Below are 16,820 nucleotides of genomic sequence, written 5' to 3' on the forward strand. Positions count from 1 at the left end.
GTTTCCCCCTTAGCTCAGGCGCAGGCGACTGGCGCCCACCAGCCAGCTGTAAATCAGATAAAGCACGACGGTCGCCAGTAGCAGTAGCCCGCCGAGTGCGGTCGCCATGCCCCAGTTGATGCTGGTGTTGGTGTAGAAGGCGACGAAGTAACTGACCATTTGATCGTTCGGGCTGCCCAGCAACGCCGGGGTGATGTAGTAGCCGATGGCGAGGATGAACACCAACAGGCAACCGGCGCCGACACCGGCATAGGTCTGCGGGAAGTACACCCGCCAGAAGCTGGCGAACGGATGGCAGCCCAGGGAAATTGCGGCGCGCATGTAGGTCGGCGAGATGCCTTTCATCACGCTGTAGATCGGCAGGATCATGAACGGCAGCAGAATATGTACCATCGAGATGTAGACACCCACACGGTTGAATACCAACTCGATCGGTTTGTCGATGATGCCCATGGCCATCAGGCCGCTGTTGATCAGGCCACCCGATTGCAGCAATACAATCCAGGCTGCGACCCGTACCAGAATCGACGTCCAGAACGGCAACAGCACCAGAATCATCAGCAGGTTGCTTTGCCGCGATGGCAGGTTGGCCAGCAGGTAAGCCAGGGGATACGCCAGCACCAGGCAGATTACGGTGATGACCAGACCCATCCAGAACGTGCGGGCAAAAATGTCGAGGTAGATCGCCTGGTCCGGGGTGGCCGGGGCGATTTCGCCGAGGTCGTCGATGCGATGATCGACGGCAGCCAGCAGGTAATACGGGGTGATGCTGCTGGTGTTGCGGCGCACCGCTTGCCAGTACGCCGGATCGCCCCAGCGCTCGTCGAGACCTTCCAGCGCTTCCTTATAGGAGGCCGGTTCAGTGGCCAGCGGCAAGGCGCGGGCGGTTTTGGTCAGCAGGCTGCGGTAGCCGGCCAGTTCCATGTTCAGGCGTTTGGACAAGTCGCCCAGGGTTTGATTCTTGCGGGCTTCGGCGAGGTCTTCGGCGGCCGCTTTGTAAACCGGTTCAGCGGGCAGCCCGCGACCGTCCCAACTGGCGATGGCCGTCACGGTGCGCGGCATGCCGCCGACCACTTCCGGGTTGCCCACGCTTTTATAGAGCAGCGCCGCTATCGGCACCAGGAACACCAGCAACAGGAACAGCACCAATGGCGCGATCAAGGCCTGGGCCTTCCAGCGGTTGACCCGCTCGGCGTGCTTGAGCCGCTGCTTCAAGGTGGGGTCAGTGCCCGCGTTCGCGGGAACGGCGATAGCCATGGCGTACTCCGGAAATCTTTGATCAATCAATAATGAGGGAGAGAACTTGTGGCGAGGGGGCTTGCCGGAATGCCGCATCACCCCGTCCGGCGGCCGTCTTGAAACCATCGCACTCGGTGTATCTGATACACCGTGATTTCAGGTATTGGGACCGCTTCGCGGCCCAACGGGGTGATGCGGCATTTCGACAAGCCCCTCGCCACAGAGGTCCGCGCTCACAGGAGCGCGAGCCCTCAAGTTACTTAGCGGCCCAGGAATTGAAGCGCTGTTCCAGTTGCTCGCCGTTGTCAGCCCAGAAGCTGACGTCGATCTGCACCTGGTTGGCGATGTTTTCCGGGGTGGTCGGCATGTCCTTCAGGATATCCTTGGACAGCAGCGGTACCGCCTGGATGTTGGCCGGGCCGTAGGCGATGTTTTCCGAATAGGTCTTCTGCTGCTGTGGCTGTACCGAGAAGGCGATGAATTTCTTCGCCGCTTCCGCCCGCGCCTTGTCCAGACCTTTTGGAATAGCCCATGCGTCGAAGTCGTAGATGCCGCCGTTCCAAACGACCTTCAGGTTGCTTTCTTTCTGCACTGCGGCGATCCGGCCGTTGTAGGCCGAGCTCATGACCACGTCACCGGAAGCGAGGTATTGCGGCGGCTGTGCACCGGCTTCCCACCACTGGATACTTGGCTTGAGTTCATCGAGCTTCTTGAACGCGCGATCCTGACCATCCTTGCTGGCCAGCACTTTGTAGACGTCTTTGGGCGCAACGCCGTCGGCCATCAGAGCGAATTCCAGGGTGTACTTGGCGCCCTTGCGCAGGCCGCGCTTGCCCGGGAACTGCTTGGTGTCCCAGAAATCCACCCAACTGGTCGGAGCGGTTTTCAGCTTGTCAGCGTTATAGGCCAACACCGTCGACCACACGAAGAAACCCACGCCGCAAGGCTGGATGGCGCCTTTGACGTAGTCTTCGTTCTTGCCGAACAGCGCAGGATCCAGGGGCTCGAACATGTCTTCGTCGCAACCACGGGACAGCTCTGGCGACTCTACTTCCACCAGATCCCAGGAAACACTCTTGGTGTCGACCATGGCTTTGACCTTGGCCATTTCACCGTTGTACTCGCCGGCGACGATCTTGCCGTTACCTGCCGCTTCCCACGGTGCGTAGAAGGCCTTGACCTGCGCCGCCTTGTTCGCCCCGCCAAAGGACACCACGGTCAGGTCCGGGCCAGCCGCCATCGCGCCCGCTGCGCCCATCATGCCCAGTGCCAAAGCGGTGAATTTCAGGGATCTCAACATTTATTGTTCTCTCCACGTGCAGGGTTGGTGTTGTTGAAGCCGGGGGGCGATCAATGCGCCTCTAGAAGCGGATCGAGCGCGCGAACGTGTTCGACCTGCCAGCCAAGCGGTACCACGTCACCGACCGCGAGCGTTGGATCGAGCTCGGCAATCGGTTGTTTCACGAAGAAATCGGTCTTGCCGCAGACTTCCAGGCGCACCCGGACGTGGTCGCCCAGATAGATGAATTCCGCCACCCTTCCCGAGAAGCGGTTGACGCACGACTCGCTGGAACCATTGAGGCTCACGCGTTCCGGGCGAATCGACAAGGTGACAGGTTCGCCGGTCCGGCCGACGTTGACCGCCAGGGCTTCAACCTTTTCACCACGACCGAGTTCCACGATGCAGCGGTCGCCGGCCTGGCTATGCAAACGGCCATTGAGACGGTTGTTCTCGCCGATGAAGTTGGCCACGAAGGTGTTTTTCGGCTCCTCGTAGAGCGTGCGCGGCGGCGCGATCTGCTGGATCTCGCCTTGATGAAACACCGCCACACGGTCCGACATGGTCAGGGCTTCGCCCTGGTCGTGGGTCACGTAGACCACGGTCACACCGAGGCGCTGGTGCAGGTGCTTGATTTCCATCTGCATGTGTTCGCGCAATTGCTTGTCGAGGGCGCCGAGGGGTTCGTCCATCAATACCAGCTGGGGTTCGAACACCAGCGCCCGGGCCAGAGCCACACGCTGTTGCTGGCCGCCGGACAGTTGCGCCGGGTAGCGCTGGGCGAAGGCATCGAGCTGCACCATGCTCAGGACCCGCTTGACCCGGTCACTGACGTCACTCTTGTTCATGCCGCGCACGGTCAGGGGGAACGCCAGGTTCTCGGACACCGTCATGTGCGGGAACAACGCATAGTTCTGGAACACCATGCCGATGTCGCGTTTATGCGGCGGTACGTTATTGATCGCGCGTCCTGCCAGGAGGATTTCACCGGCCGTCGGCGTTTCGAAACCGGCAAGCATCATCAGGCTGGTGGTCTTGCCGGAGCCGGACGGCCCGAGCAAGGTGAGGAATTCGCCTTTGCGAATGTCCAGGTTGAGGTCTTTGACGATCAGGTTCTCGCCGTCGTAGCTTTTCTGCACTCCACGAAAGCTGACCAGAACATCATTGGCCCCTGCGCTTGAATCGACCTGGCTCATACCCACACCTTTGTTGTTGATGACTGCTGTGCGGTTAAGCCTAGTGGACACTGGGGACCACGCAAATCGGGGCGCAAGAGAGATTCGCCTCAGCCGGATGGAAGGCCGGGGGTAGGGATTGCCCTACAAGGATGGCGCGTTTTGGCAAACGCAGGGACAAGTTGTCAGCTGCAAGCCACGAGCAACGGCAAAAGCGCAGTCAGGGCGTGTCGTAAATGGGTATGCCATCCCCAGAACTGTGGGAGCGGGCTTGCTCGCGAAGGCGCAGTGCCAGTCGACACATCTGCTGCTGACACTCCGCCTTCGCGAGCAAGCCCGCTCCCACATGGGGGACAATGGTGTTCTTCAGAGCAGTTTGTGTTCCATGGCGTACTTCACCAAATCCGCAAGGGAGGTGATGTTGAGCTTCTGCATCAAGCGCGCTTTGTGGGTGCTGATGGTCTTGCTGCTCAACGCCAGCTGCTGGGCGATGTCGTTGACGTTGGCGCCCTGGGCCAGGCGCTCGAATACCGAAAACTCACGCTCCGAAAGCAAGGAATGCAACGGTCGCGAATCGGTCAGGCCGACCTCGAAAACCATGCGGTCAGCCAGGTCCGGGTCAATGTAGCGCCCACCGGCTGCGACTTTACGGATGGCCGTCAGCAACAGAGCGGGGTCGCTATCCTTGGTCGCATAACCGGCGGCCCCGACCTTCAACGCCCGTGCGGCCATTTGCGCTTCGTCGTGCATCGATAGCACCAGGATCGCCGGCGGGTTGTTGAGCGCACGAATCCGCGGAATCGCTTCCAGACCGTTTACGCCCGGCATGGAGATATCCAGCAGCACCACTTCGCAGGGCACATGACGCAAGGTCTCGAGCAACTGCTCGCCATTGCTCGCCTCCCCCACCACCAGCAAGTCCTTGGCCAGGCCGATCAATTGCTTGATGCCTTCACGGACAATGGTGTGGTCTTCGGCTACCAATACACGGATCACTTGTTTCTCCTCGTTAATGCGTTGATGCCGAAGGCAGGGATCTTTTATCAATCCAGCGGCACTCGAACACTCAGGGTCGTGCCCTCCCCCGGCTCACTCTCAAGCGACAACGCTCCACCCATAATCAACACCCGCTCGCGCATTCCCACCACGCCGAAAGATGTCGGCCTGTCGGTAGTAGGGATAAATCCTACGCCATCATCGCTGACCGTCAGGCACAACTCGTCGTCTTCCAGCGCCAGTGTCAGCTCAACAGTATGCGCCTGGGCATGGCGCATGACATTGGTCAGCGCTTCCTGAAGGATGCGGAACAAGCCGATCGCCTTGGCATCGCTGAGCTGCGGCAAATTGTCCGGCACCTGCACCAGACACGGAATCTGCGTACGCGCTTCGAAACGCCGGGCTTGCCATTCAATGGCCGAAGCGATCCCGGCATCGAGAATCGGCGGGCGCAACGCCGTCGCCACATCGCGGACCAATTGAAACAGTTGGGCAATCAGGCGCTTCATGCTGGTCAGGCGCTCATTCAGGCCCGGGTCAAGCTGCGCGTAGGCCAGTTCGCACATGGACGTTTCCAGCTTGAGTACGGTCAACATCTGACCCAGTTCGTCGTGAACTTCCCGGGCGATACGCGCTTTTTCTTCTTCCCGAACGCTCTCCAGATGCGCGGACAACTCACGCAATTGTTCACGGGAACTGGCCAGCTCGAGTTCGATACGCTTGCTCTCGCTGATATCCCAGACAATGCCATCCCAGACATAGGCGCCGTCTTCAAGCCGGCGGGTAATGGCCTTGATTTCCGCCCAGCGCTGCTCGCCCTGACGCGTCAGGATACGCCCCTGCCATGACCAATCGCTGTCGGTGTCCAGCGCATGATCCTGGGTCTGGTGATAGCCCGCCCTGTCATCCGGATGCACCAGGCTGCGCAGGCCTTTGTCGCGGTGAGCCAAAGTGGCAGGGGAGTAACCGACCAGCGTTTCGCTGCCTTCACTGATGTAGGCAAAGTCGATCTGCCCTGTCACCGGTGCCCGCTCAAGCCTGAAGACCAGCCCGGGAACGTTGGCGGCGATGCCTTGCAGTCGCGCCTCGCTTTCCTGCAACGCAGCCAGGGCGCGACGGCGCTCGGTCACATCGGTGAGGTAGACCACCAGATACTCGCCATCACGAAAACGTAAAAAGCTCAATGAAACATCAACGGGCAGGATGCTGCCATCGGCCCGCACACAGCTGGTCTCGAAACTTTGCGGGCCTTCGTCGCTGGCTCGGGCCCGCCGCCACAGGTTCAGCCAGCGGTCCATGTGCAGGCCAGGCTCAAAGTCGATCAAGGGCCGCTCGATGATCCCCCCGGGCGGGTACCCGAGCATGTTTTCCGCCGCGCGGTTGGCGTAGCGCACATGGCTGTCCCAATTGACCCAGAGAATGCCGACAGTGCTCTGGTCGATGGAAAACTGCGTGAGGCGCAGCGCCTCCTCGCTGGCGGCACGCAGGGCAATGTCTGCCTGCGCCGCAGATAGACGTTGCTCCAGATTGTGTTGCTGGCGACGCTGCCAGTACACGATGGCCATGCAACTCAGCGCCAGCACCGCCAGCAGCAGGCAGAGGTTTTGCCAGAACCCCCGCGACTCGGTCAGCCGCGGATACTTGGGCTGCAGCCATTGGTTGTGCAACTGCTCCAGGTCTTTGGCCGGGATCGCCCGTAGCGCACTTTCGACAATCGCCGCCAACTCCGGCTTGTCGCGCCGCGTGGCCACCCGTAGCAATTGCGGCAAGCCAATATCCCCTACCACCACCAGCCCGGCGAATTCCGGCTCGACGGCCAGACGACCCAGTTGCGCCTCGTCGACCACCGCGTAGGCAGCCTGCTGACTCAACAACAACTGCAATGCCTGGCGCTCGATCGGCACGCCCTGCAAATTCAAGTGCGGATAGGTGTTGCGCAGGTAATCGGCCGTAGCGCCGGGCATGCGTACGGCAACGCGGGTCTGGCTGTCGAGCTTTTCCAGCTCCACAGCGCCGGTGCTTTTGCGCTCACTGACCACCAGTTGCGGCACCCGCATGTAGGGGTCGGAAAACTGCCAGAAGCGCAGCCCCCCGGGCGTTTGCGTCAGTCCCGGGGCGATATCGATTTCACCCTCTCGGGCCGCTTTCTCTAGCTGCTCAAGGTCAGGAAAATTACGCCAGCTCAGTTCGACCTTGAGGCTCTTGGCCAGCCACTTCATCAGTTCGACGTTGATCCCGGAGAGCAGTTGCAGGCGGCGATCGTATTGCGCATAGGGCGCCTGCAATACCACACCGACCCGCAATTCACCTTGCTGCGCCAGCCATTGCTGCTGCATTGGCGACAATTGCACCGTGTGCGTCGGCGGCGCAGATGCCGCCCAGCCCATCAAGGGAAACCACAAACAGCCGATAACCCACAGGCAGCGAAAACGCATCATTGAAATCCCGCTCACTGACAAATACTGACCAACCCATTAGGCTGCCGGAATAACTTCTGGCCTGGAATATCCGATGCCCCCTGTCTACCGCCTGGCGCTGCCAGCATTGTGCCTGTCGTTGATCCTGCCTTGCGCTTTTTCCGTCGAGGCGGCCGATCCGCTGCCTGCCGAGCAAAAGCCCGCAGAAGAAAAACCACTCGAACGTCAGCCGCTGCCAGAGCGTAGCCAGGAAGAGGCAACAGCACTTGAGCGGAAAATACCGACTCAGGAGCAGCAGCAGTTACAAGCGGGCAGCGACACATTTCTGGCCCTGTGGAAGCCGGCCAATACCGCCGATGCCAAAGGCGCGGTGATAATCATCCCGGGCGCTGGTGAAACAGTCGACTGGCCGCAGGCAATCGGTCCATTGCGGCGTAAATTGCCGGATGCCGACTGGAGCAGCCTCAGTATCACCTTGCCCGACCTGCAAAGCGATGCCATTGCGCCAAGAGTCGCTGAAGTGGCACCCGTGGTGAAGACACCCGAGAGCGCCAGCAAAGACTCGACCACCGCTGCGCCTATCGAACAGGCAGCCGGCGGCGAGGCGGATGTAGTCGACAAGCCAACGATCGAAACTCCCGAGGAACACACAAAGGCCGATGCCGAACGAATTTTCACCCGGATCGACGCCGCTATCGCATTCGCCGAACAACAGAGTGCTCGCAGCATCGTAGTGCTGGGGCACGGCACGGGTGCCTACTGGACTGCACGCTATCTGAGCGAGAGGCAACCACCACAGATCGAAAAATTCATCATGGTCGCCGCTCAAACGCCCGGGCAGGCAAAACCCGAACTGGATGAACTCGCGCCCACATTGAAGTTGCCCACTGCTGACATCTTCTATATGGACAAGCCGGCTGATCGCAACGCGGCGCTCGCCCGCCTGCAGGCCAGCAAACGCGTGAAGACGACGGCATTCAGTCAGGTCGCGCTCAAGGCAATCCCCGGTGACAACAAGGCGCAGCAGGAACAACTGGTGCGCCGGGTGCGGGGCTGGTTGAATCCGCAGAAAGCGGCAGACTGACAGACCGGGTCGTCCTCATCGCGGGCAAGCCACGCTCCCACAGGATTTGAGTCGCATGCAACTTTTGTGATCGACATAAAACCTGTGGGAGCGTGGCTTGCCCGCGAAGAAGGCAGCACAAACAACACTTCAGCCCGGGTCAGCGGAAATCCCGCCGCTCCCGAATCAATGTGTAGGCGTTATGCAGCTCACGAGTCTTGTCAGTAGCCTCGCGAACCTGCATTGCCGTAGCGCCACTGCCGGCAATCTTGTCTGGGTGATGGCGACTGAGCAGGCGCCGATAGGCATTTTTGATCTGCGCCGGCTCACTGGTGGCCGAAACACCCAATAGCCGCAACGCATCCTGATAGGTCGCGGTGCTGTTGCCTAACGGGCGCTTCTGCGGCTCATAATCGCGAGCCAGCGCCTGCACCTGCCAGGCATCCCAGCCCAGCCACTTGCCCCACTGGGAGATCAGTTCGAGCTCGTTGCCACCCGCACGACCGTCAGCCCAAATCATCCGCCAGCAGGCGCGCAGTACGCCTTCGGCCGCGTGGGGCTGGGCCCCCAAGCGACGCAGATAACTGCGAAGCCGATCGCGGCCCGACTTGCCACGGTTGAATGCGGCAATCGCCCGACGCTGGGCCGATTCGGACATCTCCAGGGAGCGCATTTCCGCACGCGCCTGCTGGATATGTCCGCCCAGCACCCGTCCGTCACACTTGGCCAGGCGTCCCAGTAAAACGAACAGCAGCTCATCGTTGCGCAGCATCGGGCGACCGCCCAGCTTTTCCCGCAAATGCCCCCAGCTCTGCAGGTTCAAGCGCCGATCCAGCGCCTGTCCCAACAACGCGCCGAGCATGGCCCCCGGAATACTGGCGATGGCAAAGCCCGCTCCGGCTCCAATCAGAGTCCCTGGCCACAACATGTCAGCGGCTCGCTTCTAGCAATGCTTCGACTTCAGCCAGACGTTCGTGAGTACCGACATCAACCCAATGCCCCTTCAATCGCTCTCCCGTCACTTGCCCATCCGCCATGGCTTTGCGCAAAAGCGGCGCGAGCTTGAAGGCACCGGCCGCACAGCCATCGAACAACTGTGGGTGCAGTACCGCGATCCCACTGTAGGTCAGGGTAGCGGCTTGCGGTTGACCGTCACTCACTTGGGTACCAATCAGGCTGAAATCTCCGCCCGGATGATGGGCCGGGTTGTCGGCCAGCACCAGGTGGGCCAGGCCGCTGATAGGCTGATGCAGCACACTGAAATCGTAATCGGTCCAGACATCACCGTTGACCACCAGAAAGGCTTCGTCGCCCAACAGCGCCAAGGCGCGGAAAATCCCGCCACCGGTTTCCAGTGGCTCACCTTCGGCCGAGTACTGAATGCTCACCCCGAAACGCGAGCCATCGCCCAGATAGTCTTCGATCTGCTGACCGAGCCATGCATGGTTGATGACGATCTCGGTAAACCCGGCAGCGGCCAGCGCGCGCAGGTGATACTCGATCAAGGGCACGCCGCCCGCGCGTACCAGCGGTTTTGGCGTAGTGAGCGTCAGCGGACGCATGCGCTCGCCTTTGCCCGCAGCCAGAATCATTGCCTTCATGCATTCGCTCCAGCACGCAGACTCGTCAGCAGTTCACCCAACGCGGCCAGTTCAGGACGGCGGGCGACCACTGCTTCTATGTAAGCGAAGAAACGCGGCACGTCACCCAGATAACGCGGCTTGCCGTCGCGATGGCAGATGCGGGCAAAGATACCGATGACCTTCAGATGGCGCTGCACACCCATCAGGTCGCTGGCACGCAGGAATTCCTCGAAATCCGGTTGCACGGGAATGCCCAGAGCGCCCGCCTGCTGCCAGTAAAGCTGGAGCCAGCCGCGCACACGCTCTTCTGGCCAACTGAGGAAGGCGTCCTTGAACAGGCAGGTCACGTCGTAGGTGACCGGTCCATACACCGCGTCCTGGAAGTCCAGCACCCCTGGGTTCGGTTCACTGAGCATCAGGTTGCGCGGCATGTAGTCACGATGCACCAGGACTTTGGGTTGGGCCAGGGCGCTGTCGATCAGCAGGTCGCTGACCTGTTGCCACAAGGCCTGCTGTGCCGAATCGAGCTCGATTCCCAGTTCGCGCTTCACGTACCACTCGGGAAACAACTCAAGCTCGCGACGCAACAGTGCCACGTCGTAGCTCGGCAGCGGCGCCACCATCGGCAACTGCTGGAAAGCCAGCAGCGCTTGCAGGGCATCCTTGAACAAATCGTCGGCGTTTTCGCTGTCGATTACATCCAGATAAGTCTTATTGCCCAGGTCATTGAGCAAAAGAAAACCGCGTTCGAGGTCTTCAGCATAAATTTTTGGCACATTTATTCCGGATTTCGCCAGCAAAAAAGCGATATCCACGAAAGGTTTGCAGTTCTCCTGGGGCGGAGGGGCATCCATGACGACAAAACTTTTGCCTGCGCCTTCCCAGCGGAAGTACCGCCGAAAACTTGCGTCGCTGCTGGCCGCGGTCAGTGTGGCCGGGGGTACGATCCCCCAACCCTGTGCCGCGTAAAGGTTTGCCAGCTGTTCGTCGAGCCAAACTTTCAGGTGTTGCAAACGTACATCTTGGTCAGGCATTGCAAGGGTCTCCGACGGCGCTAGCCGTCAAGCGGGTCATGCTTTATTATCCAGCATCTTTTTCAGACCATCGAGAGGCGTGCGGCCCACACCGCGGGCAGATGGCACGCAGGAAGCCCGGACTAATAAGATGGCATTGAAATCCCCCGCGTTTCGTAAAAAATTTCCGTTGCTGGTAACCGGCAGTTTGCTGGCACTGCAACCCCTCGCCACTTCGTTCGTCGTCGCCGCGGAACAGTATGACTGCTCCGTCTCGGCTTCGGGTGCCTGGAATTGCGCGCCGAAGACGTCGGCAGCTGCTTTGCCGCCACGTCCCGTGCATGACGGCAGTGCAGTCTCCGCAACCGGCGAGGCCCCAGCTGCCGAGAGCGGTTCCGGCGAAGCAACAGTCGCCAAGACGGCGCTGGTCACCGAAGCCAAGGGCCGTGGCCTGAAGTCGCGTAGCGAAGACTACAGTCACCTCGACTGGGTTCCCCGCGATCAGCTCACCGCAGCACAATTGGCCGAAACCGGTCCTTATTGCTCTGGTTCCTATATCGAGCCGATTCGTCCTGGCATGAGCGACAAGACGAATAAAAGTGACGCACCGACCTTCATCGGCGCCAAGGCTTCGCGCTACAACACCGAAAACCAGGTCGGCACGCTGGCCGGTGACGTGGTGTTGCGTCAGGGCAGCATGCAGGTCGAATCCGACGAGGCCAGCCTGTATCAGGCCGAGAGCCGCGCAGAACTCAATGGTGACGTACGCATCCGCGACAACGGCGCCCTGATCGTCGGCGACCACGCCGATGTGCAGCTCGACACCGGTGAAGCCAAGGTCGACAACGCCGAATACGTGATGCACAAATCCCGTATCCGCGGCAACGCGCTGTACGCCAAGCGTGCGGAAAACGCGATCATCCGTCTCAAGGACGGTACGTACACCACCTGCGAACCGAACAGCAACGCCTGGCAGCTCAAGGGCAACAACATCACCCTGAACCCGGCCACCGGCTTCGGTACCGCGACCAACGTGACACTGCGGGTCAAGGACATTCCAATCCTGTACACGCCGTACATTTACTTCCCGATCGACGACCGTCGCCAGTCCGGCTTCCTGCCGCCGACCATCGGCACCGGCACCGACACCGGCTTCATGCTGGTTACGCCGTATTACTTCAACCTGGCGCCGAACTACGACGCCACGTTGTATCCACGCTACATGTCCGATCGCGGCCTGTTGATGGAAGGCGAGTTCCGCTACCTGACCAAATCCAGCGAAGGTCAGTTCGGTGCGGCGTACCTCAGCGACGAGAACGACGATCGCAAGCTGCAGAGCGATTACCAGAAAGACCGCTACATGTATAACTGGCAGCACAAGGGTGGCCTCGACTCGCGGACCCTCGCGCAGGTCGACTACACCGAAATCAGCGATCCGTATTACTTCCAGGATCTGCAGACTGACCAGATCGGCGTGAAAAGTGCCGATTACGTGAACCAGCAAGGCTCCATCACCTACCGTGGTGACAGCTACACCGCTCGCCTGAATGCCCATGCCTATGAGCTGGCAAGCGTCTCCAACATCACGCCGTATGACCGGTTGCCGCAGATCACCTTCGATGGTGCGCTTCCTTACCATCCGGGCGGTCTCGATTTCACGTACAACACTGAACTCGTACGGTTTGACCGGGATCTGCAAAACGGCAGCTTCACCGATGAAGACGGTAATGTGGCGCCGCGCCTTGATACCAACGTCGTCGGCCTGGCGCGCGCAAACGGCGACCGCCTGAACCTTGCACCTGTGGTCAGCCTGCCGCTGAACTGGACTTATGGGTTCCTCAAGCCGTCGCTCAAGTACCAATACACTCAGTACCAACTGGACCTGGACAGTCAAGGCAAAGCCTTTATCGACGGTCAGACTCCAGAACAGGACAAGCTCCTGGGGACCTTCGACAGTAATCAGAACCGTGCGGTGCCGATCGCCAGCGTCGACAGCGGCCTGTACTTCGATCGCAACACCCAATGGTTCGGCAAGAACTACCGCCAGACTCTCGAACCACGCCTGTTCTACCTCTACGTACCAGAGGAAGACCAGGAAGACATCCCGGTATTCGATACCAGCGAATACACCTTCAACTATGCGTCGCTGTTCCGTGACAACCGCTTCTCCGGTGCCGACCGTGTCGGCGACGAGAACAAGCTGTCCCTGGGCGTGACCAGCCGCTGGATCGAAGACGATGGCTTCGAGCGTCAACGCGTCAGCGTCGGCCAGGCCTTGTACTTCAAGGATCGCGAAGTCCAGTTGCCGGGCATCGATGCCAAGACCCGTGAAGATGCGCATTCCGACGTTTCGCCTTACGCACTGGAATACGAGTACCGCTGGAACCGCGACTGGCGCACCACGGCCGACTACAACTGGGACCCGGACAGCCGCAGCCCTCGGTCGGGCAGCGCGATGTTCCACTACCAGCCTGAAGACAATCCGAACAAGGTCATCAACGCCGGCTATCGCTATCGTAATGACCAGGTCCGTTACGACCAGAACACTGGTAAATGGACCGTCGGTGGCGGTGACTACGGCACTCCAGGCCAGCCTGGCTACGTGAAGGATTACTACAAGATCGTACAGCACGATTTCTCGGTGATCTGGCCGATCGTGCAACAATGGAACCTCATCAGCCGCTGGCAGTATGACTACAACCAAAACCGTACCCTGGAAGCCTTCGGTGGTTTCGAGTACGACAACTGCTGCTGGAAACTGCGCCTGATCAACCGTTACTGGGTTTCCTATGACGAATTCAGTCAGGAAGCTCCTGAAAACGAAAAAGGCGACCATGGCGTCTTCCTCCAAATTGTTCTGAAGGGACTCGGCGGCCTTACCGGCTCCAAAGTAGAGAGCTTCCTCGACAAAGGCATTCAAGGTTATCGTGAACGTGAAGACCAAGCTTTCTGATTGTCTGCGCCCGCTGATGCTGGGCGCGCTGTTCCTGAGTACTGCGGCGAGCGCCGCAGTGCAGTCCATCGACAAAGTGGTGGCCATCGTCGACAACGACGTGGTCATGCAGAGCCAACTGGACCGTCGGGTCAATGAAGTTCAGCAAACCATTGCCAAGCGTGGTTCTGCCGTGCCGCCAGCCAGCGTGCTGGAGCAGCAGGTACTTGAGCGTCTGATCGTCGAAAACCTGCAATTGCAGATCGGCGAGCGCTCCGGCATCCGCATTACCGACGAAGAACTGAACCAGGCTGTCGGCACCATCGCCCAGCGCAACAACATGTCGATCGAACAGTTCCGCGCAGCCCTGGCTCACGATGGCCTGTCTTACGACGACGCACGTGAGCAGATTCGTCGCGAAATGGTGATCAGCCGTGTCCGTCAGCGCCGCGTCGCCGAACGCATCCAGGTCTCCGAGCAGGAAGTGAAGAACTTCCTGGCTTCCGACCTTGGCAAAATGCAGCTGTCCGAAGAGTTCCGCCTGGCCAACATCCTGATTCCCACGCCGGAAAGCGCCAACTCCGAAGCGATTCAGAATGCTGCCAGACAGGCCGACGCGGTTTACCAGCAGCTCAAGCAAGGTGCTGACTTTGCTCAACTGGCCATTGCCAAGTCCGCCAGCGAAACCGCACTGGAAGGCGGCGACATGGGCTGGCGTAAAGCCGCTCAACTGCCACCTCCGTTCGATCGCCTGCTCAGCAGCATGACCGTTGGCGACGTGACCCAGCCTATGCGCACCCCGGGGGGCTTCATTATCCTGAAGATCCTCGACAAGCGTGGCGGCGAAACCCAGATGCGCGATGAAGTGCATGTGCGTCACATCCTGGTCAAGCCAAGCCCGATCCGCGACGAAGCAAAAACCAAGGCACTGGCCGATTCGCTCTACACCCGTATCGAATCGGGTGAAGACTTCGGCGAGCTGGCGAAAAGCTACTCGGAAGATCCGGGATCTGCCCTCAACGGCGGCGACCTGAACTGGATCGACCCGAACGCATTGGTGCCCGAGTTCCGCGAAGTGATGGCCAAGACCCCTCAAGGTCAGCTGTCGCGCCCTTTCCAGACTCAATACGGCTGGCATGTTCTGGAAGTCCTTGGCCGTCGCGCCACCGACAGCACCGCCCAGGCTCGCGAGCAACAGGCGATGACCGTACTGCGTAACCGCAAATACGACGAAGAACTGCAAACCTGGCTGCGTCAGATCCGTGACGAGGCGTACGTAGAAATCAAACTCCCTGGCGCAGACCAGGCAACTCAGTGAAACCCCAACGTTTCGCGCTGACACCCGGCGAACCAGCCGGCATAGGTCCCGACCTGTGCCTGCTGCTCGCCTCGCAAGCCCAGCCACACCCCCTTATTGCCATTACCAGCCGTGACCTGCTCTCCGAGCGGGCCACGCAGTTGGGCGTGGCCGTCGACTTGTTGCCAGTGACCCCGGACAACTGGCCGGATGCACCGGCGCCAGCCAACAGCCTGTACGTCTGGGATACCCCGCTCAACGCCAGGGTCACAGCCGGACAACTGGACAAGGCCAATGCCGCGTTCGTCCTGGAAACCCTCACCCGGGCAGGCCAGGGCTGCCTGGACGGGCATTTCGCCGGCATGATCACTGCCCCCGTGCACAAGGGCGTGATCAACGAGTCGGGGATCGCTTTTTCCGGACACACGGAATTTCTCGCCGACCTGACCCATACCGCACAAGTGGTAATGATGCTGGCTACACGCGGATTGCGTGTAGCCCTGGTGACCACCCACCTGCCCCTGCGCGAGATTGCCGATGCGATCACGCCGCAGCGTCTGGAGCAAGTCACACGCATCCTGCATGCCGATCTGCAAAACAAGTTCGGCATCGCCCGGCCGCGCATCCTGGTCTGCGGGCTCAACCCCCACGCCGGTGAAGGCGGACACCTGGGCCATGAAGAAATCGATATCATCGAACCCACATTAGAGCGCCTGCGCAGCGAGGGAATGGACCTTCGTGGCCCCCTGCCCGCCGACACTCTGTTTACCCCCAAATATCTGGAGCACTGCGACGCAGTGCTGGCGATGTACCATGACCAGGGCCTGCCGGTGCTGAAGTACAAAGGCTTCGGCGCGGCAGTCAACGTGACCCTCGGCTTGCCGATCATCCGCACATCGGTCGACCATGGCACCGCCCTGGACCTGGCCGGCAGCGGCAAGATCGACACCGGCAGCCTGCAAGTCGCCCTGGAAACCGCCTACCAGATGGCCGAGACCCGTTTATGACCGAGCAATACCAACACAAGGCGCGCAAACGCTTTGGCCAGAACTTCCTGCACGATGCCGGCGTTATCGACCGCATCCTGCGCTCCATCCATGCCAAGGCCGAAGACCGCTTGCTGGAAATCGGCCCTGGCCAGGGTGCACTGACCCAAGGCCTGCTCAGCAGCGGCGCCCAGCTCGACGTGGTGGAACTGGACAAGGACCTGATCCCGATCCTCAACCAGCAGTTTGCCGGCAGGAGCAACTTCAACCTGCATCAGGGTGATGCGCTGAAGTTCGACTTCAACAGCCTGAATGCTGCGCCGGGCAGCCTGCGCGTGGTCGGCAACCTGCCGTACAACATCTCGACGCCGCTGATTTTTCACCTGCTGCACAACTCGCACCTGATTCGCGACATGCACTTCATGCTGCAAAAGGAAGTGGTCGAGCGCTTGGCGGCAGGTCCCGGCGGCGGCGATTGGGGCCGGTTGTCGATCATGGTCCAGTACCACTGCCGGGTCGAGCATCTGTTCAACGTTGGGCCGGGGGCGTTCAACCCGCCACCAAAAGTCGATTCAGCCATCGTGCGCCTGGTGCCTCACGCCGTACTGCCGCATCCAGCCAAGGATCACCGCCTGCTGGAGCGCGTCGTGCGCGAAGCGTTCAACCAGCGTCGTAAAACCCTGCGTAACACGCTCAAGCTGCTGCTGAGCAACGACGAGATCACTGCCGCCGGTGTCGACGGCAGTCTGCGCCCGGAGCAACTCGACCTGGCTGCCTTTGTGCGACTGGCTGACAAGCTCAGCGAACAAGTCGTACAGACGCCTGCCGCAGACTGACAGG

General features: G+C 60.4%; 13 protein-coding genes. 5 read left to right on the forward strand and 8 right to left on the reverse strand.

All coding sequences use genetic code 11. The annotated features are described in order from the left end of the window. Positions 1 to 9: 9 nt before the first annotated feature. From ASE98_RS12230 to ASE98_RS12250, 5 genes are all read right to left on the reverse strand, one after another. Complete coding sequence (locus ASE98_RS12230) at positions 10 to 1,257, reverse strand: ABC transporter permease (RefSeq protein WP_060541619.1); 1,248 nt, start codon at positions 1,255 to 1,257, stop codon at positions 10 to 12. A gap of 238 nt (positions 1,258 to 1,495) precedes the next feature. Then, positions 1,496 to 2,539 carry an ABC transporter substrate-binding protein gene (locus ASE98_RS12235; protein ID WP_060541620.1) on the reverse strand — a complete coding sequence of 348 codons (1,044 nt, stop codon included), beginning with the start codon at positions 2,537 to 2,539 and terminating at the stop codon, positions 1,496 to 1,498. Positions 2,540 to 2,589: 50 nt separating this feature from the next. Next, positions 2,590 to 3,714 (reverse strand): ABC transporter ATP-binding protein, encoded by a 1,125-nt coding sequence (locus ASE98_RS12240; protein WP_060541621.1) that lies wholly within the window; start codon positions 3,712 to 3,714, stop codon positions 2,590 to 2,592. A 345-nt stretch (positions 3,715 to 4,059) separates the two neighbouring features. Continuing rightward, positions 4,060 to 4,689, reverse strand: coding sequence for a response regulator (locus tag ASE98_RS12245; protein ID WP_060541622.1), 630 nt, complete (start codon positions 4,687 to 4,689; stop codon positions 4,060 to 4,062). A gap of 47 nt (positions 4,690 to 4,736) precedes the next feature. Further along, positions 4,737 to 7,127, reverse strand: coding sequence for a PAS domain-containing sensor histidine kinase (locus ASE98_RS12250; RefSeq protein ID WP_060541623.1), 2,391 nt, complete (start codon positions 7,125 to 7,127; stop codon positions 4,737 to 4,739). A gap of 73 nt (positions 7,128 to 7,200) precedes the next feature. Between ASE98_RS12250 and ASE98_RS12255 the strand changes: the two genes are divergently transcribed. Further along, on the forward strand, positions 7,201 to 8,190 hold the full coding sequence (locus ASE98_RS12255; protein WP_060541624.1) for an alpha/beta hydrolase family protein: 990 nt from the start codon (positions 7,201 to 7,203) through the stop codon (positions 8,188 to 8,190). 139 nt (positions 8,191 to 8,329) lie between these two features. Here ASE98_RS12255 and ASE98_RS12260 read toward each other — a convergent pair whose 3' ends face one another. The 3 genes from ASE98_RS12260 to ASE98_RS12270 are packed head-to-tail and all read right to left on the reverse strand — an operon-like array spanning position 8,330 to position 10,786. Then, positions 8,330 to 9,097 (reverse strand): DnaJ domain-containing protein, encoded by a 768-nt coding sequence (locus tag ASE98_RS12260; RefSeq protein ID WP_060541625.1) that lies wholly within the window; start codon positions 9,095 to 9,097, stop codon positions 8,330 to 8,332. A gap of 1 nt (position 9,098) precedes the next feature. After that, positions 9,099 to 9,770, reverse strand: a complete 672-nt coding sequence (gene murU / locus ASE98_RS12265) for an N-acetylmuramate alpha-1-phosphate uridylyltransferase MurU (RefSeq protein WP_060541626.1) — start codon at positions 9,768 to 9,770, stop codon at positions 9,099 to 9,101. Beyond that, on the reverse strand, positions 9,767 to 10,786 hold the full coding sequence (locus ASE98_RS12270) for an aminoglycoside phosphotransferase family protein (RefSeq protein ID WP_060541627.1): 1,020 nt from the start codon (positions 10,784 to 10,786) through the stop codon (positions 9,767 to 9,769). The genes murU and ASE98_RS12270 overlap by 4 nt, the downstream gene beginning before the upstream one ends. A 130-nt stretch (positions 10,787 to 10,916) precedes the next feature. Here ASE98_RS12270 and ASE98_RS12275 point away from each other — a divergent pair, with 130 nt between their 5' ends. From ASE98_RS12275 to rsmA, 4 genes are read left to right on the forward strand one after another with little or no spacing between them, the layout of a single operon-like run. Continuing rightward, positions 10,917 to 13,718, forward strand: coding sequence for an LPS-assembly protein LptD (locus ASE98_RS12275; RefSeq protein WP_060541628.1), 2,802 nt, complete (start codon positions 10,917 to 10,919; stop codon positions 13,716 to 13,718). Continuing rightward, positions 13,693 to 15,015: a peptidylprolyl isomerase SurA gene (gene surA, locus ASE98_RS12280; RefSeq protein WP_177336968.1), complete on the forward strand. Its 1,323-nt coding sequence runs from the start codon at positions 13,693 to 13,695 to the stop codon at positions 15,013 to 15,015. The genes ASE98_RS12275 and surA overlap by 26 nt, the downstream gene beginning before the upstream one ends. Beyond that, entirely contained in the window at positions 15,012 to 16,001 is a 990-nt protein-coding gene (gene pdxA / locus ASE98_RS12285; RefSeq protein WP_060541629.1) for a 4-hydroxythreonine-4-phosphate dehydrogenase PdxA, read from the forward strand. Before surA ends, pdxA begins: the two co-directional genes overlap by 4 nt. Further along, the gene (rsmA, locus tag ASE98_RS12290) at positions 15,998 to 16,816 is read left to right on the forward strand and encodes a 16S rRNA (adenine(1518)-N(6)/adenine(1519)-N(6))-dimethyltransferase RsmA (RefSeq protein ID WP_060541630.1); all 819 of its coding nucleotides are present in this window, start codon (positions 15,998 to 16,000) and stop codon (positions 16,814 to 16,816) included. The genes pdxA and rsmA overlap by 4 nt, the downstream gene beginning before the upstream one ends. Positions 16,817 to 16,820 lie beyond the last annotated feature (4 nt).

This window comes from Pseudomonas sp. Leaf48, assembly GCF_001421885.1.
Lineage (GTDB): Bacteria > Pseudomonadota > Gammaproteobacteria > Pseudomonadales > Pseudomonadaceae > Aquipseudomonas.